Genomic DNA, 26668 nt, shown 5'->3' on the forward strand with positions numbered 1-26668 from the left:
CTGCGTCTCTGCGTGAAATAATCAAAACTTGCAAATCAAAACGCGATTATTCCCAGAATCAGCAACCACCGCAGTTTCCCCACAAACCTTAATTCCATAACACCAATTTAAACTTTGTCTTGTTGGTAGTCCAAAATTCCGATTTTCGCTTTTATTTGTAAAGTTATCTTGTCCCATCACACCATCAGCGATCGCACCCTGCAATAATAAAATAGATGCTTGTTTCTTCCATCCTAGCAACCGGGAATTAGCTGTATCAGCAACTATTAACCAATCCCCCGCAACATCTACCCCATAGGGCATACTTAAACTACTTGCAATGGGGAAATAAACACCTTGATTTAATTCCACAAAATTGAAGTTTTTTTGTCCTAAAACCACCGCACAAGGGGCATTATTTTCTGTTGGTGTTCCTTCCCAAATCATTACCCGGTTATTACCTGCATCAGCAACAACTAAATTATCATCCCAAAGGGTGATATCATGACACCAACGCATACTGGCGGCAGTGGGAGAACCACCCCCATTTTCATTGCGTGATATCATATCCGGTTGTCCCAAAACTATATCCGCAGGTTGTCCATTTTCTGTGGGTAATTGATTCCAAATTAATAACCGACGATTTCCGGTATCAGCTACAAATAACTTACCTTGATGATAAAAAATACCATAAGGCCAATGTAACGTATTAGCCGCAGGTTGTTGATTACCTCGATTTGGTTCATTATCAATAAAGTTAGTTTGTCCTAATACCAAATCTGCGGGAACATGACTATCTTCTGGTATATTGTACCAGATTAAAATGCGGTGATTCCAAGCATCGGCAACAGCTAAACCATTACCACATTTACAAATACCTGTAGGGACACTAAGTGTAGATTTTCCTGGTGTACCCTTAGCATTTTGTCCTTCATGAAAAAAGTCAGTTTGTCCTATTACCCAGTCCGCGGGTTGATGATCTTTTGTGGGTAAATTTTGCCACCCTAATAAACGATGATGTCCTGTATCTGATACCCATAATGGTCCTGTTGGTGATAATAAACAAGCTGCACGGGGTCCAAACATTGTTGTAGGAGTGGGTGCAAGGGGAACTACTAATTGTTCTGGTGTAATATTGTTTCCTAATATTATTTTTGCACCATGAGGAGAGAGAGGTAAATAGGAGACATTTTGGGTTTTCAATGTAAATAGGAAATTAATATTGGTTAATATTACCAGTTTTTACTCTAAGTAGGTGAGCGTTGAAAATTGTCGTTATGGCAAGGCAAAAGGCAAGAGGCAAGAGGCAAGAGTGAAGAGGGTTTGGGCGATTTTACATTTCTTTACACAGTTTGGTTTTATTGTGTTCACCTACTTATGGGAAAACCTGGAACAATTATATCAATTTCCTGCATTATTCGTAAAGTTTCTGTTAAAGCAATGACAATTTTTTGATACTAGTCAATTTCCTCAGTAGATAATTCTCTCTTAGAATTTTTTCTATCTTTCAACCATTTATCTAATACTTGATATCCACCAATTTTAAATTCCCAGATATGTGAGGGAAAGTTGTAAATCTAAAAAATTCTGGCAATACATCTTCTCCAGATAAATTTGCAGGAGATTGTAAAACTTCCCATTTTAACGGTATTTTTAGAAAGGGGGCGGTTAGAAACCGCGTCTACACAGACGAAACCCACCTGCGTGGGTTAAATTTCTCTTAGACTTTGGTTGTGTAGCCGCGTTCGCCCTTGGCGTGGCGAAGCCAAGCCATATTCTATTCGCCTGGGCTAGAAAATACTAGCAATTAGAGGTAATAATTTACTACATTCTTCAACCAATTTTGCGGCATTTGGTAAGTTGCTGAGAACTCCTTTTCCCTCGTTCCCAGTCTCCGACTGGGAATGCTTTTCCCTCGTTCCCAGTCGGAGACTGGGAATGCTTTCCGGGAGGTTCTACCTCCCATCTTAACGATATTTTCAGAACAAGGCGGTTAGAAACCGCATCTACACAGACAAAACCCACCTTCGTGTGTTAAATTTCTCTTAGTCCGCGTAGGCGGACTTTGTTTGTATAGCCGCGATTTATAATCGCCTGGACTTTGTTTGTATAGCCGCTTTGTTTGTGTGTAAGCTAAACTATATAATCGATCATCTGGGCTAAAAAATGGGTTTCTAAGCTAAACCTAAAAAACCAGCAATTAGCGGTAATAACTTACCACATTCTTCAACTAATTTTGCCGCAGTTGGTAAATTAGCAATTGTTCCGTGATTGCTGTATCTGCTAAATCCTGTTTTTCTTGAGGATTTTGGGCGGCTTCTGCTAAAGCTTTGACTTGTTTTAGTGCCTTTTCTTTGTCTTTAGGTTTTAAATCAGTATCAGCTTCAATTGCTGCTTTTAATTGTGTCAATAATTCCTTAATTCCTGGTTTATCGGGTTCAGGTGCAGATGGTAATTCATTAATGGTATTTGTGACTGTACCACTGATTTCACCTAGATTCAAAGCTTGTCCACTGGCGTTAAAATCTCCGCCGATACTGCCAATTTCAACTTTACGGCTAGAATCGTTAGTCATGTTTTTATTCTCCACTTTGTTGTCAACTTGAACATTGATAGGTTTATTAGCTAATAGTTTAACAATTTCTGTCATCTCTGAACTTTGTTGGCGATAAATAACTATTTCATTATCTTTAGCTTGTAATTCTGCTTTATATTTTTCTTCCACTGCTGCTAATGCTAATTGATAATCTTGAGTAAAATCGCGGTGAATCTTTTCTTTATCAGCATTATCAGGAACGGCAACTTTAACAACAACTACCCCATCACCTTTATTTTCAATACTCTGGATAGCTAATTCTGTATCTCCATTTTCAACTTGCACTTTTTTGAAAGCAGTAACAAAAGCTTGCCAGTTAATACCGTCGCGGAAAATTAAATCAACAGTATTTAAAACTTCTTCAAATAATTTAGTAAATTCTCCTGGTTGAAATTCCCCACTACTAGGACGGCGTTCGAGGTCATCTGTTGCCCACTTGGGATATTCTAAAAGATAGACAAAGCGACAATCAATGTTGTTTAACTTGGTTGAACTGTCAATATTCCATGATTCGATACAAGCACCAGTCATTTGAGCATTAGTAAAATCAGCATACACAGCTTGAGTTAAAGTCAGATTTGCACCTTCTAAACAAGCTGCTTCAAAAGTGGCTACAATAATATCAGCGCCTTTAAGATTAGCATTGCTTAAGTCAGCATCTTTAAGATTAGCACCTCTTAGGTTAGCACCGGCATAGGATTTTCCCCTACCATTACAGCTAACCAATAAATTGAGGACAGCAGGATTAGCTAATATGGTATCGTCTACTCTAGCAAGGTTCAGTTGTTTAGCTTTATAAAAACGAGTACGTCTTATATTTGCTTTGCTGAAGTCTGTATTTTTGAGAATTGCACCAGTAAAATCAGCATTAATTAAGTTAGCACTATGAAAACTTGTACTTTTCAAAGTAACTAATTTTGTAATATATAAGTTTATCCAACTGTCTTTATCATATCTACCTTCAATCCTCCACGCAATAAAAATACTAAATAACATGAAAGAAAAAGCAATGAATAAAGCAAAGACCACTACTAAACCTTGAGGTGATGTTTTAATTACAGTAAAGGCTTTAGGAAAGGCAATCACAGTTATAATAACTAAAAAAGATGCAACAACAAAAAGAATGGCTAGAACTTCTAAACCTGCTGTAAAACCTTTACGAATAGCAACAACACAAAAAACTAATACAAAAACTAGGGAAACTGCTCCCATCAATATATTTCCAGTGTGTTTTGTGTCAAAAATATTTGCTACTGATAGACCAATACTGATTGAGGAAGTAAATGCTAGAGCTAAAAGCGGCAACCCAACGATTAAAAAACCAATTATTACCCAACGCTTCTGTAGTCCAGCTTTAGCACCAGTAAAGTCAGCACCTTTAAGGATAGCATTGGTAAAATTTGCTCCTCTAATATCGGCTTTGCTAAAATTAGCTCCTGTCAGGTTTTGACCTTTAAAAGAGCATCCTCGGAGATTTTGACCGGAGTAGTCTTTCGGCATAATCGCGTCAGCAAGAGATTGTCTATTAGATTTTATACTTATTTGTGGGTATTATTCCCAGTTTTGGTTAAATTTTATTAAATTTGGCTTTTTATAATCCGGGTAAATATTTTTAAACTAATAGGACTTACGCAAAAAACCTATCAAACTCTTATTTCTCTGTGTTCTCTGTGCCTCTGTGGTTCGTTTATTCCGTAACTTGTGCGTAAGTCCTAACTAAATTAAAATAAGAGTTAACTTTTGCAGGAGGATTATGAACAATCAACTCTATGAACGAGATTTTAATGTTTGGCGAGAAACTATCATTAAAAAAATCAAACAACAAAATTTTAATGATATTGATTGGGAACATTTGCTTTTAGAATTAGAAGATATAGGAAAATCAGAAAAACGCTCATTTTTGAGTAATTTAACCATCTTAATTGCTCACTTACTCAAATTGACCGTTCAAGCTGATGCTCCCGAAATGATGAAAGGAAGTTGGTATAGTTCTGTTACTGAACATCGCTTTCGAGTTAGAAAAGATTTAGAGGGACTTCCAAGAAATAAATTATCCTGATTAACGAACCACGGAGGCGCAGAGGACACAGAGGAATAAGGGTTTGAGAGATTTTTGCGTTAGGTGGTTTATCGGTATATATGTAAGAATCTGGTAAATAACAATTACCAGATTCAAGGAAAAAAATAACTTGTCCTACGATAACACTTGTAAGTACCTAGCGGAAACCTATCCTCAAGATTTTGCCAGATGGTTACTAGCTGGTGAAGTATCAGAGGTGGAAATCTTGAAAACCGAACTTCATCTTGAACCCATACGCGCTGATGCGGTGATTTTCCTCAAAGTCGGTAATAAAATCTTACATTTAGAGTTCCAAACTACACCGAAATCGAAAACACCCCTTGATTTTCGGATGCTTGACTACTACACTCGCTTAAAACGTCAATATTGCTGTGAAATTGAGCAAGTCGTGATTTTTCTGCAAGCCACAACTTCCGAAATGGTGTTTAATAGTCAATATGTAGACACAAACACCATCCACAAATATAGAGTTATACGGATGTGGGAAGAGGAAGCAGCGTCACTACTGGCTAACCCCGCACTATTACCATTAGCAACTTTAGCAAAAAGCGACTCACCCGAAAATCTTTTAACCCAAGTTGCTGCTGCTGTAAATACAATTGAATCCAAGAAAGCACGAGATAATATTTCCGTTTGTACACAGCTTTTAGCCGGGTTAAGATTTAATAGAAATCTACTTAATCAACTGTTTCAGGAGGACATTATGGAAGAATCTTGGGTTTATCAGGATATTCTGCAAAAAGGTGAGCAAAAAGGCAAAAGAAGAGAAGCACTAGAATTGATTCTCCGTCAGTTAAAACGCCGCTTTGGGAATATTCCAGCCAGAATAGAACAGCAACTTCCTAATTTGGGATTAACTCAACTGGAAGATTTAGCCGAAGAATTATTAGATTTTTCGCAAATAGATGATTTAGTTAAATATATGGCGAATATTTCCTAACAACAAAAACCATTATTATCCTCGTTCCCTGGTTCTGCCGGGGAATGATATTTTTAGCATCAAGGTGAATTATGAAGAAAGAGAAACAATAGAATGATTTACTGATAAGATTATTGCAGGAGGTTAGAAATCATTATGACAACACATCAACCAACAGTCATTACCAATTATAATCTTTACGACCAAGATTTTTATCTGTGGATAGAAACAATATCTAAACAATTAAAAGCAGGGAAATTTGCAGAAATTGATTTAGCAAATCTGATAGAAGAAATTGAAAGCATGGGAAAAAGTGAAAAACGGGAGTTAAAGAGCCGTTTAATTGTGCTATTAATGCACTTACTAAAATGGCAATATCAACCTGAAAAACGTAGTGAAAGCTGGCGCAGTACGATTACAGAGCAACGTATTTGTATTGAATTATTATTAGAAGATAGTCCTAGTTTGCAACCTCTATTTATAGAAATATTTGCAGATTGTTATGAAAAAGCTCGGTTAAAAGCATCTGAAGAAACAGGAATTAAATTAAACTTCTTTCCTAAAGAATCTCCTTTTACTTTAGCAGAAACCCTGAAAAATTACTTTTTGAATAATTAAATTATATCAATTTTCATGTTTATTTGTTCATATTTCAGTCTCTGTTTTAGGGAAAGTTAAGGCTTTTATTCCAGTGATTCTCAGAGGGTGTTTGAAAACTTTTTTGTGTGGTATATAACACCTGTAGATCCCCCTAAATCCCCCTTAATAAGGGGGACTTTAAGAAATTTAGCCCCCTTTTTTAAGGGGGTTGGGGGGATCTAAATAAATTTTGATACTTTTCAAACATCCTCTCAGCCTCTAAATTAACTTATTTTCCGTAGTATGGAGGATGCGGTTTGAAGTTATCTATAAAATTGTATCTGTCTAAACTAGATAGGAAATGAAATTATGAAGATTAATTTACAACTAGCGCTTAATGATGCAGGTATAGATGCAAATCAAACCAGCACTCAACGTCAATTAGCAATATCCGTTTCTGCCAGTGGTGAAACTATAGATCGGACTGTGCCATTGAACTTATGCTTAATTCTCGATCATAGCGGTTCAATGCAAGGAAAATCCCTGGAAACTGTGAAAAATGCCGCTTGTTTATTAGTAGATCGTTTGACTCCTGAAGATCGTCTCAGTGTAGTTGTTTTTGACCACCGTGCCAAGGTTTTAGTCCCCAATCAGTTAATTACAGATCGCCAACATATTAAAAAACAGATAATGCAACTCAAAGCTGATGGGGGAACTGCTATTGATGAGGGTTTACGCTTAGGAATTGAAGAGTTAGCCAAGGGTAAACATGATACAGTTTCCCAAGCATTTTTACTGACTGATGGAGAAAATGAACATGGTGATAACGATCGCTGTTTGAAATTTGCCCAATTAGCCGCCAGCTATAATTTAACTCTAAATACATTGGGATTTGGTGACAATTGGAATGATAAGGTTTTAGAAAAAATCGCTGATGCTGGTATGGGTACGTTGTCTTATATTCAACACCCAGATCAGGCTGTATCGGAATTTGGGCGGTTGTTTAGTCGAATGCAAACAGTGGGGTTGACTAACGCTCAACTATTATTATCCTTAATGCCTAATGTGCGGTTAGCAGAACTCAAACCCATTGCCCAAGTTTCCCCAGATACCATTGAGTTACCAGTACAACCCGAAAGCGATGGGCGCTTGGTGGTGAGATTGGGCGATTTAATGAAAGACGGGGAACGGGTAGTTTTAGTTAATATTTATGTAGGACAGTTGCCAGAAGGTAAACAGGCGATCGCTAATGTTCAAGTCCGCTACGATGACCCCGCCCATAACCAAATCGGGCTATACTCCCCCAATCTACCAATTTATGCTCATGTCACCAGGGAATACCAACCAGCACCAAATCCCCAGGTACAACGGTCGGTTTTAGCTTTAGCCAAATATCGCCAAACCCAGTTAGCCGAAACGAAATTACAGCAGGGTGATCGGGCTGGTGCAGCAACGATGTTACAAACTGCGGCAAAAACTGCGCTGCAAATGGGAGATGCTAGTGCTGCAACGGTATTGCAAGTTTCCGCCACCCGCTTACAAGCTGGGGAACAGTTATCAGAAAGCGATCGCAAAAAAACCAGAATTGTCTCAAAAACTGTTTTGCAAGATGCTTCCCCTCAATGAAAGTTCAACTAACATCGGCTCTAAATGATACCAACGTTGATGCTGCCCAACAAAGCAATCAACGTCAACTCTCAATTTCTATTTCCGCTATTCCTGCTGAATTTGAACAAAGTTTACCCTTGAATCTCTGCTTGATTCTCGATCAAAGTGGTTCTATGTCCGGTGAACCCATGAATATTGTCATTCAAGCAGTTGAGCAATTATTGGATCAATTAAAAGTTGGTGACAGGATTTCCATCATCGGTTTTGCTGGCACATCTGGAGTCATTATCCCCAACCAAATCATCCAAGATATTGAAAGCATCAAAACCCAGTTAAGAGCCAAGCTAAAGGCTGCTGGAGGGACTGTCATCGCCGAAGGTTTATCCTTGGGGATTACAGAACTACTCAAAGGCACAAAAGGGGCGGTTTCCCAAGCCTTCCTCCTCACAGATGGTCATGGGGATAACGGGTTACAGATTTGGAAATGGCAAATTGGACCAAATGACAATAAACGTTGTTTGCAACTTGCCAAAAAAGCCGCCAAACTCAACCTGACAATTAACACCCTGGGTTTTGGTGATGACTGGAATCCAGATTTATTGGAAAAGATTGCTGATGCAGGGGGTGGGACTCTAGCTTATATCGAGAACCCAGAGCAAGCTGTAACTCAATTTGCGCGGCTATTTCGGCGGGTACAGTCGGTGGGATTAACAAATGCCCATTTACTCCTATCTTTAGTCCCTGTTGTCCGTCTGGCGGAACTCAAACCCGTTGCCCAAGTTGCGCCAGATACCATTGAATTACCAGTGGAAACCGATGCTAATGGGACTTTAATACTGCGGTTAGGGGACTTGATGAAGGATAGCGAAAGGGTTGTTTTAGCGAATATTTATCTGGGACAATTACCAGAAGGGAAACAAGTCATTGGTCATATTCAAATTCGCTATGATGACCCATCCTTGAATAAAGAGGGTTTACTTTCTCCCTTAGTGCCAATATATGCCAATTTTACCAAGAGTTATGAACCTGCTCTCAATTCCCAGGTGCTAAACTCGATTCTGCTTTTGGCTAAATATCGGCAAACTCAATTAGCTGAGGCAAAATTAGAACTAGGCGATCGCCTTGGTGCTGCCACAATGTTACAAACTGCTGCTAATACCGCCTTACAAATTGGCGATACCTGTGCAGCCACCGTGCTACAAGTTTCAGCAACTCGCTTACAAGCCGGTGAAGAGTTATCGGAGAGCGATCGCAAGAAGACAAGAATGGCATCCAAGACTATTTTGAAAGAATAGCTGTAGGGTAGGTCTTTTGGCCTACCTGATCAAATTTTCGGCAATTTTTGAGCCAGCGATCGCTCAAAAACCATTAAGTAGGGTTTGCTGATAGCGCAGCGTGGCGTTAGCCATACTTCTAGTAGTTCGTCAAATTTATTTTGACGGGTAATGGAAAAAAACTTCTGTTCTTCCCTCCCCCTCTACCTCCCCCACCTCCCCCACCTCCCCCACCTCCCCTACCCCCCCTACCCCCCCTACTCGCCTTCACCCGTCATTTTCGGGTTGACAGACTACTAGCCCTCACAGATAACTTTTTCAGCAACCCCTACTTATAAACATCCGCCATATCAGATTTTATTGAATTTGTACACACCTGATAGGAAGATGAATAGGAGTAATTTAAGGTTTAAAGTATCTATATATGGTAAACACCTGGTATATATAAAGGCTTGGCTAACACCCAAGCCTTTTTTATATTTAAATTAATTTGTATAATTTCATATAGACTAATATTTGCAACGCCAATATATATTTTTGTCTTGATCTATCACAATTAGAGCAATCTGTACACATTCCATAGGAAGATGATATGTGACTAGAGTAGCACTAAATTAATTGAGTACGTTGTTAAGCACAGCAATTATGGAGGTTTGGTCATAGCACCAAACCTTTTTTTTCGTTTATAATCCGTTAAAAGGGACTTGAGTTATTAGCTCTGAACTATGGCTTGACTCCTCACTTTAAAAACTCCTTGGGATTTTTTGCTTCCCAACCTAAATAACCGTTAGAACGCATTTCAAAATGAAGATGGGGTTGAGTAGAGGTTGGTTGTCCTGTAGTTCCCACTGATCCTAAAATATCGCCTTTGTTGACCGTTTGACGGAGCGTGACCTTGATGCTGTCAAGTTGGGCGTAACGGCTCTGTGAGCCACCTGCGTGGTTAATAATGACTAATTTGCCGTAACTACCTTGTTCCTTGGCAAAAACGACGATTCCTGGAGCGATCGCTGCCACAGGAGTATTTACTGGCGCTAACAAATCTAGTCCACTATGAAAGAAAACGTCTCCTGTTACCGGGTGATATTGCCAACCATAAGCTAATCCAACCTCTGTAACACTTGGCAAGGGATAACCAGTAATGTTTTCAGCGGGGGTACTAGGTGCCGTAGCAATTACCCCAGCAGCAGGAGTAGGGGCAGTAGTATTAGTTACCCCTGGAAGTATTGGTAAAAAAACAAATTTAGGGGTTTTCTGACAACCATTGATTTCAAAGACTGTATCTGGGCGAACTTTATATTTAGATGCGATTTGTCGCCAGCTTTGATTACGAGGAACTTCCACAACAATGCCATTAAAAGGAAGAATTTGCAATTCTGTACCTGGACTTACCACCCCATTCTTAACAGATGGATTGATTCCCATAATGGTTTCTGGTGATAGATTATAGCGATTAGCTATACTTGCTAAAGTTTCACCGCGATTAACTTGATGACGTTGGATACGAGCTAAGACGGGAACAGGACAACTCCCTGGACTAGCATTAGCACTTTGTAATTGTAATAAGGTGGATAATAAACCTAAAGTGCTAAATAAGCTCAAAAAACATAGTGAACAATAGGAAAATTTCATGTAAAGAAGTCCAGAAACCGCTAATTTTTAGATTTTAGTGGGGAATTGTTAAAGATAGGATAAAGTTTTTCCTCTATCTTTTTACTACCTATTTTGAGTAAATCCATGATGAAATCTAAGAACTAGTAGTTCGTCAAATTTATTTTGACGGGTAATGGAAAAAAACTTCTGTTCTTCCCTCCCCCCCTACCTCCCCCACCTCCCCTACCTTCCCCACCTCCCCCACCTCCCCTACCTCCCCCACCTCCCCCACCTCCCCTACCTCCCCCACCTCCCCCACCTCTCTTCTCCCCTTCACCCGTCATTTTCGGGTTGACAGACTACTAGATATGATCCCCGAATATGCTGACAAATTTTTGATATTTATCGCTCAAATGATCTGTTCACTGAAGGTTTGCTTGATTACACTAAAGAGATAAGCTTTCATCTGTCCTTGAGTGCCATTATTCTTAATAATTATGAATGTATCTTGGAAGCAACTGGCTGTTTATCTAGGTTTGGTGGTAATTGGCTCTGGTGGTGGTGTATTTGTTAGTCGTTATTTTTGGACGCACAATCTTTCATTTCAAGAATTAAAAAATGTGGCAGTAACTTTACCTGCTGAATCTGCTGCTCCTCAACCTGTCAATGGCATACTTAACACTTCGGGAAGTGATAATATCAATTTTATCGCCACTGCTGTCGGCAGAGTTGGTCCTGCGGTTGTGCGAATTAATGCAATTCGTAAAGTATCAAATCCGATGACTGAAGCTCTCAAAAATCCCTTATTTCGCCATTTTTTTAAAGAGGATGAACAACCAATCCCCTCAGAAAAAGTTGAGCGAGGGACAGGTTCAGGATTTATACTGAGTGAGGATGGTAAGTTATTAACTAATGCTCATGTAGTGGCAGATACAGACACGGTTCAAGTTACCCTCAAAGATGGGCGGAGTTTTGAGGGGAAGGTGGTAGGGGTTGATACGGTGACAGATATAGCCGCAGTCAAAATTTCCGCCCACAAGTTGCCGATAGTCAAGTTAGGTAATTCACAAAATTTAATTCCTGGACAATGGGCGATCGCTATAGGCAATCCGTTAGGTTTAGATAATACTGTCACTATTGGCATTATCAGTGCCACGGACAGAACTAGCGCCCAAGTAGGCGTTCCCAATAAGCGCGTTAGTTTTATCCAAACAGATGCAGCTATTAATCCTGGCAATTCTGGTGGACCACTCTTAAATGCTCAAGGGCAAGTTATTGGCGTAAATACTGCTATCCGTGCTGATGCTCAAGGACTTGGTTTTGCTATCCCCATTGAAACCGCCTTTCGTGTAGCCAATGAACTATTTACCACAGGAGAAGTTGCTCACCCCTTTCTAGGAATTGAGATGATAGACATTTCCACAACCACAAAAGAGCGACTGAAAGCGGAAGATCAGCTAAACATTCAGCCAGACGTGGGAATTGTTATCAGAAAAGTTATGGAAAAATCACCCGCACAGATAGGAGGATTACTTCCTGGTGACGTGATTCAAAAAGTTAATGGTAAACAAATCAAAATTGCGGCTCAAGTCCAAAAGATAGTCGAATCGAGTAGTGTTGGAGACATTCTTACCATAGAAGTCAACCGCAATGGGAAAACTCAAATCTTTAAGGTTCGTTCGGGAAATTATCCTCAATAGCCGGGAACAGGGAACAGGGAACAGGGAACAGGGAACAGGGAGGAGTTGGGGAGGAGGAAGAAACTTTCTTTTTGTTCTTTGTTTTTGGTGAACTCCTGACTCCTGACTCCTGACTCCTATTGATTGGATAAATGTTCCAATTGCATTCTCTGTTCCATTTGGCGGAGAAAATAACCTGTCATCATTGCTGATGCTAGTATTCCCGCTAGATTTTCCCGGTCTGTTGTAATTTGCACATTAAAATGTTCTGTCGGTATCACTCCCACGAGTCCTTGGACATTCTGGGAAATGATTTGTTTAATTTCGGGGCTGACAGCTTGGGCTACACGGGCTAAAACTTCAGGAGATTGATGCTGTAAATATTTCAGTAATTGGTTTGGGTTGTCCCCAAAGCGATCATTCAGAAGTTGATTAGGGTGTTGCTCAGAGTCGTCTTGCAAAAAGTCAGGATCAAACACCATTGGCGATTTATATTAGCTTAACTGCTGATTTTACTCTAAACCATATTCATAGGGTAGCGCATTTTCTACAGAGAAAAGGGAATAGGGAATAGAGAAGGGTTTTTTAATTTTGAATTGTTCCCTCCTCTGCCTCTAATCCTTCTAACTCCAGTTCTAGTTGCTGTTCTTTGTCTGGAATTGCCAAAATTTGGGGTAGTTGTTCGATTTGAAAATACTGATGAAATTTTGGTGTTATTTGCAGAGAAAAGGAGCGAGAATCACTTTCTCGGCGTTTGCGGACGAAACCGGATTCTACTAATTCTTGAACGTGCTGATAAGCTCCTGAACCCCGTAAATTAATCAATTCACTTTGCAATATGGGATTATGGAGGGCGATCGCTGCTAATGTCCGTAATGCCCCAACTCCCAATTCTACTGGTATTATAGCTTGCACTAAATCATGAAATTCTGACCGCAGTTGTAAACTATAACCATGTTCAGTTTCTACGACTTCTAAAGCTGTGTCTTGACGGGAATAATTCTCAATTAGTTGGATAATTCCTTCTTCTGCTGTGAAGCGATCGCATTTCGCATATTCAGCAATTTCACTTAGTGATAAGGGTTTACCCTTTAAATAAAGAATCGCTTCTATTTTGCCTACTATAGGTATATTCTTGGGCATTCAGTATTTTAGATTTTGGATTTTGGATTTTAGATTTTAGAAAATTTTTCTCCCCCTGCTTGCCCCCTGCTGCCTGCTCCCCTGCTTATTCTCTATAACTAAGTATAAATTCTGCGATCGCTAAATCTTGAGGAGTAGTAATTTTCAAATTAGTCTCTTCCCCCGAAACTATCCTCACTTCAATACCGCATTTTTCAAACAAAGCCGCATCATCAGTCACTTCCCAACCTTGACGGACACCTTCAGCATGGCACTGTTTTAACAATTTGACATCGAACCCTTGGGGGGTTTGAGCCGCCCAAAGTTGTTTACGTTCTGGTGTACTTTTAATTATGCCATTGTCATCAACAACTTTAATGGTATCTTTAACAGGTACAGCCGCAATTAAACCAGAACAATTGAGAATTGCTTCAGAACAAGCATTAAATAAATCTGGTGTTGCCAAACAACGAGCGCCATCATGGATTAATACCTGTCCCGCATTATTTGGTAATGCCTGTAAGCCATTATAAACTGACTCTTGACGAGTAGAACCACCAGAAATTAATTCTATTGTTTTTTTTAGCTTTAATTCAGCGATAATAGACTTGAACTTGTCCCAATCTTGAGGTTGAGAAACAATTCCTATCCAACTAATAGAACTTGCGGCTTCTGCTGCCAACAAAGTCCAAGCAATCAATGGTTTTGAACGTACCTGTAATAAAAGTTTATTACGATCAGCGCCCATTCTTTTGCCACTTCCAGCAGCGGGAATTAGTAAATGCACAACTTTTCCTTGATCTTTAATTAAATAAATTCAGAATACCCATTTTTGAGAATAACTTCACTAGCAAAATTCAAAAACTCCTAACTTCTAACCCTTGGGCGCACGCCCTGCGCCCCTACATCTTAAGATCGTGACTCATAATTCTCAATACCTATATTCTCCTAAAATATAAAACAATAAACGTTAATAAATATTATGCGTGTAGTAACCCTTGTACCTGGTTCAATTGATAACCAAATTCTTTTTTTTGCCACTCTTGATGATCTTAAGCGTTATTATCCCGACGCGCAGATAGATGTCATTGTCGAACCCCAGTCAAAGGCTGCTTACCGAGTAAGCAAGTCAGTTCATGATGTATTAACTTTTGACTACAAAGATCGTAATAGTTTGGCTGATTGGGGTAACTTAGTTGGCATGATCCGCGATCGTGAGTATGATGTCGCTATTATTGTTGGACAAAGTTGGTTAGTAGGCTTGCTAATGTGGTTAACAGGAATCCCCACACGCATTGGCTATCAAGGACAAGGTGCGGTTTTTCTCACTAATCACATTACACCCAACCTATCCCAATATGTGGCAAAAGTGTACCATGACCTACTCAAACCTTTAAAGATTAATACTCCTTGTCCACCACTATCAGTAAATGTGCCAAAAGTAGACATCGAATGGGCGCAAGGAGAACAAAAACGTTTAGGCGTAAGTGAATCAGGTTTTATTCTCATCAATGCTGGTGGATCTAATTTAGATACAACCTACCCTGTAGAAAGTTGGCAAAAAATCATTGCAGCTTGCCAAGAAAAACAACCAGATTTACCCGTTGTTGTCATTAAAGAAGCTGATAATGAGTCGTTTGTGCGTTCAATTTTAGAACATTGTCACAATATTAAAGTTACTTCCCCCGATGATATTGGCAAACTAACCGCCATCATTGGTGGCGCTAGTTTAATGTTGTCTGTAGAAAATAGTCTTCTGCAATTGAGTATAGCAGTAGAAACATATACAATAGCTTTGCTAAATTCTACGGACTCAGAAAAATTATTACCCACAAGTGAAAAAGTCTTAGCTATTACCTCACCCACTGGAAAACTAGCAGATATTGCGCCCCAAATAGTCTTAGAAAAAATTTGGGGAAGTTAACTATTATCAATTTTGGATTTTAGATTTTAGCTTAACCGACAGAAGCCCCACGACTGACCCGAAGGGCAGCGTGGGATGAATGGCGCGTGAATTAACGACAGTTTTTCGACCAAAGCGACAGCAAGGGAGAAAAACATGGAGGCAATTCACAAATCTTGTGTTATAGTGTGTTACAGTGTTTTATAGTAAATTTCTTTCGCTCTAATATGTTAAAAGTTGTCAAAATCAGATTATATCCAGATGCCCAGCAGCAGCAGTCATTAGCACAAGCTTTTGGCAGTTGTCGTTGGTTATGGAACTATTTTTTGAATTTGATGAATGAAACATATAAAGAAACGGGTAAAGGACTGTCTGGATACGAAGTCAAAAAGATAATTCCTCAGCTAAAGAAAGAACATGAGAAGAACTTAAAAATAAAACAACAGCAATTATCCAGAAAACAAAAAGGCTCTAATAACCGCAATAAAACTAGAAAGAAAGTTGCTAGAGTCCATAGAAAGATAACTAATTGTAGAGAAGATTTTCTCCATAAACTATCTCGTAGGATAGTTAACGAAAACCAAGTTATTGTGGTGGAAAATCTTCATGTTAAAGGCATGATGCAAAATCACTGCCTAGCCAAATCTATTCAACAAGTTGGCTGGGGGATGTTTTGCACCATGCTTAAATACAAAGCAGAAAACGAAGGGAAGATTTATCAAGAAGTTGATAGATTCTTTCCTTCGTCGAAAACTTGTCATGTATGCCTTAATCAAGTGGGTAGTTTGCCACTTGATATAAGATTCTGGACTTGTGAAAAGTGCCAGACTAGACATGATAGAGATATTAATGCAGCAATAAACCTCAGAGATGAGGGACTACGAATTTTGACCTCTGGAACGGGGGATAAAGCGATGAAGTGTGGTCTTGGGGGTTTCCCCCATGAACAACTTCATCAAGAAGCCTGTCGCCCAGAAATAAGTCGCAGTAATAGAGGACGCAAGAAGTCTACTACTGTGCTTTCTGTTGGACAGGAAGCCGACACTGTACCGTCAGGTCAGTGTGGGTAGTTCACATTCAAAATCATCTAGCAGGAGTCAGGAGTCAGAAGGAAATTTTTTCCCTGTTCCCTGTTCCCTGTTCCCTTTCCAAATTAATTAGTTTTTTCAATCATTTCAAAGAAAGCATCATCTAATTCATAGCCCAGAATTTGCGCTAAGGATTTGAGTCGAGATGGACTAACAATATCTTGTTTGTACAACCAATCACTTAAAATAAAGATTTTGTGCATCAAAAATATTTCTAAGGCTTCGGGGTTGTACTGGATACCTTCTTTAGAACTAAACTGATGAGGTACTAACATTGCTGCGTATCTAGATAATTCTCCGGCTTTCCAGTCTAGTAAAAATGGTAACCAAGGATACTTGGCATCAAGACGCACAAACCATAGTCTTACCTCGGGAATTTCCGATAACTCCCGTGGATCATTTTCTTCCTGTTCATAATTAATTTCTAGACGTAGTTGCTGTTCATAGGAGCAAATATTTCCTGCTTGCAGCAGTGGTTCAATCACCATTAAGGCAGGTGATACATCTAAACTATAAATAGAATCGTTGTTGAGGGTGATTGTGATTGTCATGGACTGATAGATAGATAGATAGATAGATAGATAGATACTTACTTACTCAACAGTGTTGACAATTCACAGTAACAGTTTTTTAACCACTTGAGGTAGACATTGAGAGGAATTTTAAGATAAAGTTGTTATGAGTTTGTTTTAGATTCGGAATATTATGAGTTAGTAAACAGGCAAAAGGCAAAGTGTTCTTTAATTTTGCGGGAGTGAGTCCTGTAGTGAGGGTATTTTGAATTGATTTCCAATTTCTAGAATTCACAACCTGAAATATGTACAAGCAAGGAAGTTGTCTTAAACCTATTCGTTCCTTAGAAGATGCTTTGGATAGGTGTCAAATGTTGGGAATGCGTGTCAGTCGTCAGCGACGCTTTATACTGGAGTTGCTTTGGCAAGCGAAAGAGCATCTTTCTGCTAGGGAGATTTATGATCGACTCAATAAAGAAGGTAAAGAAATTGGACATACTTCGGTATATCAAAATCTAGAAGCTTTATCTAGCCAGAGTATTATAGAGTGTATTGAACATGGTGATGGACGATTATATGGAAATAATAGTGATTCCCATAGTCATGTTAACTGTATAGATACAAATCAGATTTTAGATGTGCAGATAGAATTACCCGAAGAGTTGTTACGTCAAGTAGAAGCGCAAACAGGAATTAAGATTTCTGAATATACAATTAACTTTTATGGTTATCGTGACAAAGTGAATGATTAGGAATTGAGAATTTAAACTAAGTAGGTGAACACAATAAAACCAAACTGTGTAAAGAAACGTAAAATCGCCCAAACCCTCTTGCCTCTTGCCTTTTGCCTTTTGCCTTTTGCCTTTTGCCTTACCATAACGACAATTTTCAACGCCAACCTACTTAGCCTAAAAATCAGGAATCAAATCTCTTGTAAAAATGAGCGATCGCCTATTACAATTCTTATTAATTGACCCAGATCCAATTTTCCGTTTAGGACTAAAGGTAACACTCGAAGCTATTCCTAATTTACAAGTTATAGCAGACGTTGCCACAGATACCGCAGCTTTACAGGTTTTAGCGCAAGTAAATTCTCAGCAAATTAAATTAATCATTTTAGAATTAGGGAATGAACAATTGGGTTTGCAGTTCTGTAAACAACTAAAAGCTTTATATCCCCACATACCTATATTACTTTTAAGTTCAAAATCCCAACCAGAAATGCTCATTGCGGCAAAAGCAATAGGAATAAATGGTTATTGTCCTAAAGGGATATCAATTTCTCAATTAGTCCCCATTCTTCAAGAAGTTGCTAATGGTGGTTATTATTGGTTCACAGAACCAGTAATCATTAATTCTCCTTTGCCATTTGCGAAGTTGCGAAATAATTTACAAAATTCAGGAATTAATAATATTGATCAAGCTATTAATCTAGTCACAGAAAAATTAAGAATACCAGGAATACCTTTATTAAATAAAGCAATTTTAGCAGGACAGCGACGCGAACTTCTAGCCGCTCGCTGGGTTGTTAATCACTTATTGACAATACCGAAAGAAAGACAAAAACCACCCCCAGAAAACCAATTACTATCCTTCAGTATTCAGAATCAGGATAATATCATTAAACTAGATGCGGATGTAAGACCATCAATTAATATACCACCTATAGTTAGTTCTCGACAACTGCAATCTGAATTATTTACTTTATGTTTAAATAAATTGCAATTTTCTTTAGAAAATCTTACTAATACACCTTTAGAAATTGATATTCTCCGAGAAAATAAAAAGCGAGAGTTGCTTTATATTATTCTGAAGAAATTTTTTACCCAGGTGGAAGAAATACATACTTTTAATTTCGATAAAAATCAGCTATTTAATTTACAAAATCAGATTTCTCTAGATTTATGGAAATTTGCTATTACGGAATTTTTTGGTAATTATTCTTGGATTATTTTAGACAAACAAGAAATAAATTTAGTCAAGTTTTTATTAGATAAAAATACAGATTTGCAAACAGAAATTATTAATAAAGTGCCGTTATTATTTGAGTTATTGTCTTATTTACTATTACTGACAGATTTATATGTTGATAATGTTTCTTACCCAGCAGGAACTAAAGAATCTCAATCACAAGCATTATTAGTTTTAGAGAATTTATTGATTCATATAGCTAATGCTGTAATTCAACCATTACTAAACAACTTGGCAGATGAGGAAAGTATTAAACAAAATTTTTATAACTGGCAAATGATTTCTACTAGGGAAATTGAGAAGTTCAGAAATAATCTATCTTGGAAATATCAATTATATCAATATATAACTGAAGCACAAACTATTTTTGAAAGTCGCTATGAGTTCTTTGTTTTCTCCCCTCGTGGAATTACGAAAATATCAATTTATGCTCCTCGAAATCAAGAATTAGCTCAACTTTCCGGTATTCCTTTAGGGGTAACATTAATACTGGAATTTCGGGATGCTATTTCTCCACGTATCCAATCATTGGTAGGGTTTTTAGGAACTGGAATTGTTTTCGTCCTTACTCAAATAGTCGGTAAGGGTTTAGGTTTAGTTGGTAGAGGTATTTTGCAAGGAATTGGTAGTGTTTCTTTGTCAGAAAAAGGACAACGGAAGAATAGGTAATTAGTCATTAGTCATTCAATACTGCTCGGTTAAGGGGATATAGGGGGTGAATTCAAAAATATTTTGTTCGCGTATGTAAGTAGGTGAACACAATAAAACCAAACTGTGTAAAGAAACGTAAAATCGCCCAAACCCTCTTCACTCTTGCCTCTTGCCTTTTGCCTTGCCATAACGACAATTTTCAACGCCAACCTACTTACTACGATAACAATAAAAGCTAAAAAACTTGCTTATACCTAACGAAAGGCACGCTGAAAAAACTTAATTGTCAATTGATGAGAATGATTAAAATACCTTTTTTCTGGTTTTACCTGCTGAATGTGGGCTATAATAGAATGTAAAATATAAAGTCTTTTCGCCCGAATCTCACAAAAAATAAAATAATATGTATAAGCATTATATGAAATATTGCAAACATAATATAAAACTGTTACCTTCTGTCCCAGAACCAAAATACGTTGTTTTTACAGATTTTGATGAAACTTATCTTGCTCATCAAAATAGAGAGGATTATAAAAATGATCTCAAAGAACTTGAGGAGTATTTATTAAATGAAACATATCAGAAACAAATCTTTTTTGGTTGGGTTACTGGTAGTAGTTTAACTTCAGTTTTTGATAAAATAAATAAATGTGGTTTGACATTATTACCTCATTTTATTGCTAGTAGTTTAGGGACTGAACTAATCTACTTCAATCAAAACCAATACGCTGAAAAAGATAAAATATGGGAAAACAATCTCATGAAAACTGGATTCTCTGAGAATTTAGTTAATAACTTAGTTAGTTTTTTAAAATTAGATAATATACATTTGACACCACAACCTCAAATAGCAGATTGTCCTTTTTTAAAGAATTACTATTACCATCAACAAAATGATCTAATTGATAATCAGGCAATTTTGAAGATAAAAGAGTTAGTGAAAAAAGCTGGTATTCAAGTAAATATTAGTCAAGCAAATCCTTTATCTGGAGATCCAAACAATTGCTATGATGTTGATTTTATCCCATCAGGGACAGGTAAAAAACATATAGTTAATTTTATTTTACAGCAGACAAATGTAAGTTATCAAAACTCCATAGCTTTTGGTGAAAGTGGTAATGATATTGAAATGCTGCAAACTGTTAGACATGGTTATTTAGTTGGAAATGCAACCAGCGAAGCTAGGAAATTACATTTTCAAATAGCAGAAAATGAATATGCTAAAGGAATATTATCTGTATTAAAAACACTTATTAAATAATCAAGAGTCATGAGTCAGAATGTTTGATATATTACATCCCACATTCCGCAATTATGAAACGCCATATTTTTGGTATTTTTTGTGTAATCCTGAAAAAGCTGAATTGTTTATAACTCAATCAGTCTTAATCATATTTACATAAGAGTAAAGCCACCGTTAATACATAAATATTGCCCTGTAACAAATCTGGACTCATGACTGGCGAAATAAAGCACTGCTTCAGTAATATCCTGTGGAGTACCCCATTGCTGCATGGGAATTCTGACTTGGTAAGCGTCTTTTTTTTCTTGAGGAACGTTTTCATGGCGTTCTACGGGTATCCAACCGGGAGCAACTGCATTAACTGTAATACCAAAAGGCGCTAATTCGGTGGCCATGCTGCGTGTAAATCCCAGTTGTCCATTTTTGGCAGTAACGTAAGCACTGAAGTTATTAACTGAGCGGAAACAAACGTCACTACTAATATTAATAATTCGTCCCCATTGTTTTTGTTTCATGGAGGGTAAACAAATACGAGTTAATAAGTAGGGACTTTTGATAAAAAAATCCAGCATGGTTTGGAAATCTTGCCAGGTGTATTCCTCAAAGGGGATCTGGGGTTGGTTTCCTGTGGCATTTAACACCAAAATATCTACTGCACCCAGTTGAGAGGCGATCGCTTCATAAATTGCTGCTACATCTTCTTCTTGGGTAACATCCCCACGAACCAAAATAGCTTGGCAACCTTGTTGTTCAAGTTCAGCTAAAGCCTGTTTAGCCCGTGATTCGTTATTGCTGTAATTGATTGCTACCTTAGCACCTGCTTGTCCCAATTTGAGAGCGATCGCTTTCCCTAAACCAGCGGAACTTCCTGTAACTAAGGCCACATGACCATCTAAAGAAAATGACATTTAATTGCTAACCCCTGATGAAAATAATGAAATAAACTTAGACAACGGCAAATTTTTGTAATACTTGAGACAAGTTATTTAAACTCTCTTTCGTTCCCTGCTCAACATCTGATGTTTCTTCATATTCAACCACCCAATATCCCTGATAACCTGCATTTAATAGTTCTTTAATAATCGGTTCCCAGACAATTTCTCCCTCTCCAAAAGCACAGAATTGAGGACTACCATTAACCCATTGCACATCTTTCCAATGACTATAATTTACCCAAGGAAGAATATAGCGGAGTGCCATCAAAGGATCAGTTCCCTGATTCAAAAAATTAGCGGGATCATAGTTAATACCAACAGCAGGACTTTTAATACCTTCCATCATTCTGGCCACTCTTTGTCCGGTTGCAGTTGGTCCACCATGATTTTCAATCGTTATTTGAATTCCTCGTTCTTCGGCGTAATCACCGATTTTATTAAAAGCATAATGCAACAGAGGAAAAACATCTGGGAGAATATAATCATTTCTGTGATCACCAGACAATAATCTGACAAATTTTGCCCCTAATTTTTCAGCACTATCAACAAAACGCTCTACTCTTTTAATTTCTGTTTCTAACTCATTTGCATCTGAGAGTGTAAAATTATTTCTTCCTGCTATACAAATAATATCTACTCCTGCTTCTTTAGCCCAATCAGCAATTTTAGATACTGCTTGATCATCACCATCATGTAAAAGATGTTTGGGTGCTTGGGGATGAGCATTCACTTCTACTGAACGAATGCCTTGGTTAGCTATCCAGTGGAAATATTCAGGTATTTCCACTTCTCTCCAGCCCCAAGCAGCACAGCCAATATTTAGTGAATTAATGTTAGACTTTAGCATATTTTAGATTTTGGATTTTAGAAATGATGTGTATAGCTTAGAGGGTAAGCTGTCGTGCATTCAAAATGCACAACAGCAAGTCAAAAGTGAAGAAAATTTGAGGCTTATTTATTGATAGAATAACTTAATGTTTTCACAAACTTGCTCAAGTTCCTGAACGGTTAGTCCTGGATAAATAGGTAAACTCAGGATGCGGCTTGCTTGCATTTCTGCGACAGGAAAACTCCCTGCTGGATAGCTTAATTCTTTACCTGCTGTAGATAGATGAATTGGCACTGGATAATGAATTGCTGTACCGATACCGCGATCGCTCAAAAATTGACGCAATTGATCACGCCGTTCAGCTTGAATAACAAAGGTGTGGTAAACGCATTTTTCCCACTCTCGTTCCCATGGCATTATGATTTGAGGAATACCCGCAAGTTGACTTTGGTAATAGTGAGCATTTTCTTGACGTTGCTGTGTCCATTCCTGGAGGTAACGCAATTTAACTAACAGAATAGCTGCTTGTAAAGTATCTAAGCGAGAATTATGAGACCACATCACACAGTCATCACGAGTTCGTAAACCAATATTCCGCATAATTTTTAACTGGTCATACAGTTCGGAATCATCCGTTACTATTACTCCTCCATCTCCACAAGCATTTAAGTTTTTCAGGGGGTGTAAACTGAAACAACCCACTATTCCCAAAGAACCTACTCGTTGACCTTGATACTCAGCCAGTACAGATTGGGCGGCATCCTCCACTACAGCTATTCCATTTTCCTGGGCAATATCTAAAATTGGTTTCATGTTACAAGGTCTTCCCGTCAGATGTACAGGGATAATTGCCTTTGTTTTGGGAGTAATAGCTGCGGCGATTTTAGTTGGATCAATATTGTAATCATCGCCCACATCAACGAATACAGGTTTAGCACCAAGTATGCGAATACAGGTAGCTGAAGCCACGAAAGAATTAGGGACAGTAATAACTTCATCACCAGAACGAATACCAAGTGCTTTGAGTGCAAAAATTAAGGCATCTGTCCCAGAATTAACACCAACTGCATAACGAACGCCACACAATTGAGCAAACTGACGCTCAAACTCTGCAACTTGCTCGCCTAAAATAAAGTTGCCATCATCAAGGACTTCACCCATTGCTGCTAGTAACTCAGACTTTATGGCAGCGTGTTGACTTTTAAGATTAACGAAGGGTATTTGATTAATGGTTAATAGTTGTGACATTTTTAATATCCCAATATATTGATAACGACTTCACGGATGTAACCAGACTGACGATGTTCCCAGATATAAATATCTTGTAAACGTCCTAGCTGCAAAAGACCTTGAGCAATCGGAACTTGTTCAGAGGTATGGGTAAGGGCAGAGCGAATATGTGCCGGCATATCATCTAAACCTTGTCCGGCTAAAAGATATTGACCATTTTCGGGAACTAACTTCGCAAAAAAGGTTTCCACGTCGGGTTTGGCATCCTCTTCTTGAATCAATAAACTGGCGGAAGTATGACGGATAAAAAGGTTACAAATTCCTGCTGTAATTCCTGATTCTGTAATGACTGCTTGGACTTGGGGCGTAATTTGACATAGAGATTTACCAGTAGTTTGTACCTTGATTGATTGTTGGTCAAGTCTTATAGATGAGTTGGTCATTTTTATTCCTTTCCTAAATGCTCAAACCACGATTTTGTCTCTTGCTGAATTGTTTCTGGTGTCCAAACTGGAGCATCTCGCCAAAGTTCAATATTGGCTAACATTTCACTTACACCTTGACTTAAAGGTACTTGAGGTTGCCATTTTAAAAGAGTCGTAGCTTTAGTAATATCAGCCCAAGTACAATCCGGTTCTCCTGGGCGTTTGGGAATGTGAGTAATTTCTCCTGCTAATAATTTCACCAGTGTTAAAACGCTTTCAGATTTACCAGAACCAATATTAATAATTTCCCCGGTAATATCCGATTCAGCAGCTTTGATAAAGGCTGCTACTACATCACTAACGAAGGTAAAATCTCTCGTTTGCATTCCATCTCCAACAACAGTAAAAGGGGTTTTCGCTAGTTTTTGAGCTAAAAATACGCCAAATACTGCACCATAAGCTCCTGTGGTTCTGGATCTTGGTCCATACACATTAAACAATCGTAAAGAAAGGGCTGGAAGTTGATAAACTTGCGCCCAGTGCATGACTAATTGTTCACCTAAATATTTTGTTAAGCCGTATGGATGTTTAGGATGACAAGGATAGGTTTCTGATGTGGGATATTGATTAGGAATACCATAGCAAGTGGAAGAAGCTGTGTAGATAAATTTTTGGATTTTAGCAGTACGACAAGCTTCTAAAAGGACGAATGTACTATGTAAATTGGCATGATAATATGCTCCTGGATTTTGGATTGAGGGAACTAAATCAGCTAATCCTGCTAAATGAAATACCCAGTCAATATCTGTTAATATGGATGGGGAAATATCAGCAACATCTTGCTCAATAAATGTAAATGTGGAATAGGTTTGAGCCACTTTTAAATTAGCCGTTCTTCCTGTCACCAGATTATCTAAACCAACGACACTATGACCTGATTTGAGGAGGAGATCACACAAGTGGCTACCAATAAAACCAGCAGCACCAGTGACTAAGCAATGTTTAGGAGAATTTAATTTACTGTTCATACAAAATTAATAATCTGTTAGTCAAAATTTAAATTTTCATCAAGCTTTATGATCATCTAATTTACATTATCAAATTCTATTTTTTGTCATTTTATCAACCATTCTACTTAATTCTTCACAATTGACAATGATATCTTCATTCTTTACCTCACAAAACATACAAGCATAATCGAATCCTAATCCTTTAGCAACTGTATAATAGAAATGGCTAATTTTCTGACCAAAAAGTTCAATTAAAGTTAAATTTTGGGAGAAAATAATATTTGTTACTCCACCACCATGAGGAGCAATAATAAATTTAGCTTGAGCAAACAATTTTACTTGGTCAGCAAAATCTAAATCTTCTATAACATAAGGTACAAAATCCATTTTATCGAGAGTATTGCTTACTTCTTCTTCATTCAAAATGCGGCGAGCATTTGCTTTTTTACGAGAAATAAAAATATTGGGACTCAAAACCAGATTTGGATTTGCATAAGTATCTACGTTACTAAGAATACGTTCTCTTACCCAATGACAAGCTTTGATAGAAATACGTCCTCCTTCACGTCTTTTAGAGCAAATAACTAATTCATTAACTTTAGCTCTATATCCATTCCATTGGATATAATTTTCTAGACCATAACCCATCAATTCTAAAGAGCGAATTTTCCAACTAGGAATATCTTTATCAATTATTAAGACTGGTTTTTTACCTGTTTTTTGAGAATAATATTCAAGGACTTCTAATCTAGTTAAAGCCTCATAAATCCAATGAGCGTATAAATGACTCCAATAATTAACAAATGAACAAGCTAAATCAAAATGTTCTATATTAGCTATAGGGGTAATATATTGAGAATTGAAACCTGCCCTCATTGTAGAAATAGTAGTGTGTTCTAAGACATCTACTCTATCTAAAACTGTTTCTAAAATAATATTTTTATCCTCAGTAAAACCAATCCCATAAATTCCCAATAACTCAACGTTTTTGACAACCGCAGCAAAAGGATTAGTAAATTCAAAGCTACCTTCTTTTTCTCTAAATGCTGCGGGAATTTCTTGATAACTTATAGCTGGTTCAATTTGAATAATTTCATCATATTTTAACTGATAAAGATTATTCTCTGCTTGACATTGCTGGAGTAAATCTACTCTAGTAATTAAATTGCTGTGTAGATAGTTAAATAAAATTGAATAAATCAATTTGAGAATAGGTAATTGTTCATATTCCACTTCTAATTTAGGAATATTATTCTCCATTTTATCTTTCTCCATCTCCTCAGTCATCGTGATGAGATTTTCGTCAATGTATCTCAATAGAATGGGATATATGAGTTTAAATATTAGCAATTCTTGAACATAACGCCCAACTTTATTCATCTGCTTGTAAATCTCTCTGTTTTGTATAGGACAGGAAAATAATTTGCTGGTTTTTTAGTAAA

At 37.7% G+C, this 26668-nt stretch carries 25 protein-coding genes; 11 read left to right on the plus strand and 14 right to left on the minus strand.

The window, feature by feature from the left end:
• Nucleotides 1-21: 21 nt before the first annotated feature.
• The 3 genes from HEQ36_RS01925 to HEQ36_RS01935 all read right to left on the minus strand — a co-directional run bounded on the left by HEQ36_RS01925 (nucleotide 22) and on the right by HEQ36_RS01935 (nucleotide 4075).
• Nucleotides 22-1182: a hypothetical protein gene (locus HEQ36_RS01925; RefSeq protein ID WP_168635287.1), complete on the minus strand. Its 1161-nt coding sequence runs from the start codon at nucleotides 1180-1182 to the stop codon at nucleotides 22-24.
• Nucleotides 1183-1436: 254 nt separating this feature from the next.
• Nucleotides 1437-1556: a type ISP restriction/modification enzyme gene (locus tag HEQ36_RS01930; protein WP_199924453.1), complete on the minus strand. Its 120-nt coding sequence runs from the start codon at nucleotides 1554-1556 to the stop codon at nucleotides 1437-1439.
• Nucleotides 1557-2209: 653 nt separating this feature from the next.
• Entirely contained in the window at nucleotides 2210-4075 is a 1866-nt protein-coding gene (locus tag HEQ36_RS01935; RefSeq protein ID WP_325064577.1) for a pentapeptide repeat-containing protein, read from the minus strand.
• A gap of 253 nt (nucleotides 4076-4328) precedes the next feature.
• Here HEQ36_RS01935 and HEQ36_RS01940 point away from each other — a divergent pair, with 253 nt between their 5' ends.
• The 5 genes from HEQ36_RS01940 to HEQ36_RS01960 all read left to right on the plus strand — a co-directional run bounded on the left by HEQ36_RS01940 (nucleotide 4329) and on the right by HEQ36_RS01960 (nucleotide 9056).
• Entirely contained in the window at nucleotides 4329-4634 is a 306-nt protein-coding gene (locus HEQ36_RS01940; protein WP_233455392.1) for a DUF29 domain-containing protein, read from the plus strand.
• 130 nt (nucleotides 4635-4764) lie between these two features.
• Nucleotides 4765-5595: a DUF4351 domain-containing protein gene (locus HEQ36_RS01945; protein ID WP_168635288.1), complete on the plus strand. Its 831-nt coding sequence runs from the start codon at nucleotides 4765-4767 to the stop codon at nucleotides 5593-5595.
• A gap of 135 nt (nucleotides 5596-5730) precedes the next feature.
• Nucleotides 5731-6192, plus strand: a complete 462-nt coding sequence (locus HEQ36_RS01950) for a DUF29 domain-containing protein (protein ID WP_168635289.1) — start codon at nucleotides 5731-5733, stop codon at nucleotides 6190-6192.
• A gap of 330 nt (nucleotides 6193-6522) precedes the next feature.
• The gene (locus HEQ36_RS01955; protein ID WP_168635290.1) at nucleotides 6523-7779 is read left to right on the plus strand and encodes a VWA domain-containing protein; all 1257 of its coding nucleotides are present in this window, start codon (nucleotides 6523-6525) and stop codon (nucleotides 7777-7779) included.
• Entirely contained in the window at nucleotides 7776-9056 is a 1281-nt protein-coding gene (locus HEQ36_RS01960; protein ID WP_053539657.1) for a VWA domain-containing protein, read from the plus strand. The genes HEQ36_RS01955 and HEQ36_RS01960 overlap by 4 nt, the downstream gene beginning before the upstream one ends.
• 717 nt (nucleotides 9057-9773) lie before the next feature.
• On the opposite strand, the gene HEQ36_RS01965 is transcribed toward HEQ36_RS01960, so the two are convergent.
• Complete coding sequence (locus tag HEQ36_RS01965) at nucleotides 9774-10667, minus strand: M23 family metallopeptidase (RefSeq protein ID WP_168635291.1); 894 nt, start codon at nucleotides 10665-10667, stop codon at nucleotides 9774-9776.
• Between the two features lie 458 nt (nucleotides 10668-11125).
• Between HEQ36_RS01965 and HEQ36_RS01970 the strand changes: the two genes are divergently transcribed.
• Nucleotides 11126-12328, plus strand: a complete 1203-nt coding sequence (locus tag HEQ36_RS01970) for an HhoA/HhoB/HtrA family serine endopeptidase (RefSeq protein WP_168635292.1) — start codon at nucleotides 11126-11128, stop codon at nucleotides 12326-12328.
• A 116-nt stretch (nucleotides 12329-12444) separates the two neighbouring features.
• Here HEQ36_RS01970 and HEQ36_RS01975 read toward each other — a convergent pair whose 3' ends face one another.
• The 3 genes from HEQ36_RS01975 to ispD form a co-directional block, all read right to left on the minus strand.
• Nucleotides 12445-12789: a DUF760 domain-containing protein gene (locus HEQ36_RS01975; RefSeq protein WP_027401717.1), complete on the minus strand. Its 345-nt coding sequence runs from the start codon at nucleotides 12787-12789 to the stop codon at nucleotides 12445-12447.
• Between the two features lie 103 nt (nucleotides 12790-12892).
• Entirely contained in the window at nucleotides 12893-13450 is a 558-nt protein-coding gene (scpB, locus tag HEQ36_RS01980) for an SMC-Scp complex subunit ScpB (RefSeq protein WP_168464975.1), read from the minus strand.
• An 85-nt stretch (nucleotides 13451-13535) separates the two neighbouring features.
• Nucleotides 13536-14216, minus strand: a complete 681-nt coding sequence (gene ispD / locus HEQ36_RS01985; RefSeq protein WP_039201346.1) for a 2-C-methyl-D-erythritol 4-phosphate cytidylyltransferase — start codon at nucleotides 14214-14216, stop codon at nucleotides 13536-13538.
• 195 nt (nucleotides 14217-14411) lie between these two features.
• Here ispD and HEQ36_RS01990 point away from each other — a divergent pair, with 195 nt between their 5' ends.
• Both HEQ36_RS01990 and HEQ36_RS01995 read left to right on the plus strand, forming a co-directional pair.
• Entirely contained in the window at nucleotides 14412-15353 is a 942-nt protein-coding gene (locus HEQ36_RS01990; protein ID WP_053539653.1) for a glycosyltransferase family 9 protein, read from the plus strand.
• A 206-nt stretch (nucleotides 15354-15559) separates the two neighbouring features.
• A complete protein-coding gene (locus HEQ36_RS01995; RefSeq protein ID WP_053537839.1) occupies nucleotides 15560-16402 on the plus strand; it encodes an RNA-guided endonuclease TnpB family protein in 843 nt (280 codons plus the stop codon).
• 83 nt (nucleotides 16403-16485) lie between these two features.
• Here the strand turns inward: HEQ36_RS01995 and HEQ36_RS02000 are convergent, their stop codons facing one another.
• Nucleotides 16486-16971, minus strand: coding sequence for a CRR6 family NdhI maturation factor (locus HEQ36_RS02000; RefSeq protein WP_053539652.1), 486 nt, complete (start codon nucleotides 16969-16971; stop codon nucleotides 16486-16488).
• 266 nt (nucleotides 16972-17237) lie between these two features.
• On the opposite strand from HEQ36_RS02000, the gene HEQ36_RS02005 reads away from it, so the two are divergent.
• From HEQ36_RS02005 to HEQ36_RS02015, 3 genes are all read left to right on the plus strand, one after another.
• Complete coding sequence (locus HEQ36_RS02005) at nucleotides 17238-17684, plus strand: Fur family transcriptional regulator (RefSeq protein WP_168464973.1); 447 nt, start codon at nucleotides 17238-17240, stop codon at nucleotides 17682-17684.
• A 187-nt stretch (nucleotides 17685-17871) separates the two neighbouring features.
• Nucleotides 17872-19572 carry a DUF3685 domain-containing protein gene (locus HEQ36_RS02010; RefSeq protein ID WP_168635293.1) on the plus strand — a complete coding sequence of 567 codons (1701 nt, stop codon included), beginning with the start codon at nucleotides 17872-17874 and terminating at the stop codon, nucleotides 19570-19572.
• Between the two features lie 385 nt (nucleotides 19573-19957).
• Nucleotides 19958-20815 carry an HAD-IIB family hydrolase gene (locus HEQ36_RS02015; protein WP_081424236.1) on the plus strand — a complete coding sequence of 286 codons (858 nt, stop codon included), beginning with the start codon at nucleotides 19958-19960 and terminating at the stop codon, nucleotides 20813-20815.
• A 134-nt stretch (nucleotides 20816-20949) separates the two neighbouring features.
• Here HEQ36_RS02015 and HEQ36_RS02020 read toward each other — a convergent pair whose 3' ends face one another.
• The 6 genes from HEQ36_RS02020 to HEQ36_RS02045 form a co-directional block, all read right to left on the minus strand.
• Nucleotides 20950-21705 carry an SDR family NAD(P)-dependent oxidoreductase gene (locus HEQ36_RS02020; RefSeq protein ID WP_015078118.1) on the minus strand — a complete coding sequence of 252 codons (756 nt, stop codon included), beginning with the start codon at nucleotides 21703-21705 and terminating at the stop codon, nucleotides 20950-20952.
• Between the two features lie 37 nt (nucleotides 21706-21742).
• Nucleotides 21743-22579, minus strand: a complete 837-nt coding sequence (locus HEQ36_RS02025) for a sugar phosphate isomerase/epimerase (protein ID WP_053539650.1) — start codon at nucleotides 22577-22579, stop codon at nucleotides 21743-21745.
• Nucleotides 22580-22687: 108 nt separating this feature from the next.
• Nucleotides 22688-23809 (minus strand): DegT/DnrJ/EryC1/StrS aminotransferase family protein, encoded by a 1122-nt coding sequence (locus tag HEQ36_RS02030; protein ID WP_015078120.1) that lies wholly within the window; start codon nucleotides 23807-23809, stop codon nucleotides 22688-22690.
• A gap of 2 nt (nucleotides 23810-23811) precedes the next feature.
• Nucleotides 23812-24219 (minus strand): secondary thiamine-phosphate synthase enzyme YjbQ, encoded by a 408-nt coding sequence (locus tag HEQ36_RS02035; RefSeq protein ID WP_085929755.1) that lies wholly within the window; start codon nucleotides 24217-24219, stop codon nucleotides 23812-23814.
• Nucleotides 24220-24236: 17 nt separating this feature from the next.
• Nucleotides 24237-25244: an SDR family oxidoreductase gene (locus tag HEQ36_RS02040; protein ID WP_015078122.1), complete on the minus strand. Its 1008-nt coding sequence runs from the start codon at nucleotides 25242-25244 to the stop codon at nucleotides 24237-24239.
• Between the two features lie 69 nt (nucleotides 25245-25313).
• Nucleotides 25314-26606 (minus strand): DUF563 domain-containing protein, encoded by a 1293-nt coding sequence (locus HEQ36_RS02045; protein ID WP_168635294.1) that lies wholly within the window; start codon nucleotides 26604-26606, stop codon nucleotides 25314-25316.
• Between the last annotated feature and the right edge of the window lie 62 nt (nucleotides 26607-26668).

It is taken from the genome of Anabaena sp. 54, assembly GCF_017355725.1.
Lineage (GTDB): Bacteria > Cyanobacteriota > Cyanobacteriia > Cyanobacteriales > Nostocaceae > Dolichospermum > Dolichospermum heterosporum.

What these genes read in the sequence shown, in the direction of transcription:
- HEQ36_RS01935 (WP_325064577.1), bottom strand. Translation starts at nt 4,075, where the DNA reads ATGCCGAAAGACTACTCCGGTCAAAATCTCCGAGGATGCTCTTTTAAA.
- HEQ36_RS01940 (WP_233455392.1), top strand. Translation starts at nt 4,329, where the DNA reads ATGAACAATCAACTCTATGAACGAGATTTTAATGTTTGGCGAGAAACT.
- HEQ36_RS01950 (WP_168635289.1), top strand. Translation starts at nt 5,731, where the DNA reads ATGACAACACATCAACCAACAGTCATTACCAATTATAATCTTTACGAC.
- HEQ36_RS01955 (WP_168635290.1), top strand. Translation starts at nt 6,523, where the DNA reads ATGAAGATTAATTTACAACTAGCGCTTAATGATGCAGGTATAGATGCA.
- HEQ36_RS01960 (WP_053539657.1), top strand. Translation starts at nt 7,776, where the DNA reads ATGAAAGTTCAACTAACATCGGCTCTAAATGATACCAACGTTGATGCT.
- HEQ36_RS01965 (WP_168635291.1), bottom strand. Translation starts at nt 10,667, where the DNA reads ATGAAATTTTCCTATTGTTCACTATGTTTTTTGAGCTTATTTAGCACT.
- HEQ36_RS01970 (WP_168635292.1), top strand. Translation starts at nt 11,126, where the DNA reads ATGAATGTATCTTGGAAGCAACTGGCTGTTTATCTAGGTTTGGTGGTA.
- HEQ36_RS01975 (WP_027401717.1), bottom strand. Translation starts at nt 12,789, where the DNA reads ATGGTGTTTGATCCTGACTTTTTGCAAGACGACTCTGAGCAACACCCT.
- scpB (WP_168464975.1), bottom strand. Translation starts at nt 13,450, where the DNA reads ATGCCCAAGAATATACCTATAGTAGGCAAAATAGAAGCGATTCTTTAT.
- HEQ36_RS01990 (WP_053539653.1), top strand. Translation starts at nt 14,412, where the DNA reads ATGCGTGTAGTAACCCTTGTACCTGGTTCAATTGATAACCAAATTCTT.
- HEQ36_RS01995 (WP_053537839.1), top strand. Translation starts at nt 15,560, where the DNA reads ATGTTAAAAGTTGTCAAAATCAGATTATATCCAGATGCCCAGCAGCAG.
- HEQ36_RS02000 (WP_053539652.1), bottom strand. Translation starts at nt 16,971, where the DNA reads ATGACAATCACAATCACCCTCAACAACGATTCTATTTATAGTTTAGAT.
- HEQ36_RS02005 (WP_168464973.1), top strand. Translation starts at nt 17,238, where the DNA reads ATGTACAAGCAAGGAAGTTGTCTTAAACCTATTCGTTCCTTAGAAGAT.
- HEQ36_RS02010 (WP_168635293.1), top strand. Translation starts at nt 17,872, where the DNA reads ATGAGCGATCGCCTATTACAATTCTTATTAATTGACCCAGATCCAATT.
- HEQ36_RS02015 (WP_081424236.1), top strand. Translation starts at nt 19,958, where the DNA reads ATGTATAAGCATTATATGAAATATTGCAAACATAATATAAAACTGTTA.
- HEQ36_RS02020 (WP_015078118.1), bottom strand. Translation starts at nt 21,705, where the DNA reads ATGTCATTTTCTTTAGATGGTCATGTGGCCTTAGTTACAGGAAGTTCC.
- HEQ36_RS02025 (WP_053539650.1), bottom strand. Translation starts at nt 22,579, where the DNA reads ATGCTAAAGTCTAACATTAATTCACTAAATATTGGCTGTGCTGCTTGG.
- HEQ36_RS02030 (WP_015078120.1), bottom strand. Translation starts at nt 23,809, where the DNA reads ATGTCACAACTATTAACCATTAATCAAATACCCTTCGTTAATCTTAAA.
- HEQ36_RS02040 (WP_015078122.1), bottom strand. Translation starts at nt 25,244, where the DNA reads ATGAACAGTAAATTAAATTCTCCTAAACATTGCTTAGTCACTGGTGCT.
- HEQ36_RS02045 (WP_168635294.1), bottom strand. Translation starts at nt 26,606, where the DNA reads ATGAATAAAGTTGGGCGTTATGTTCAAGAATTGCTAATATTTAAACTC.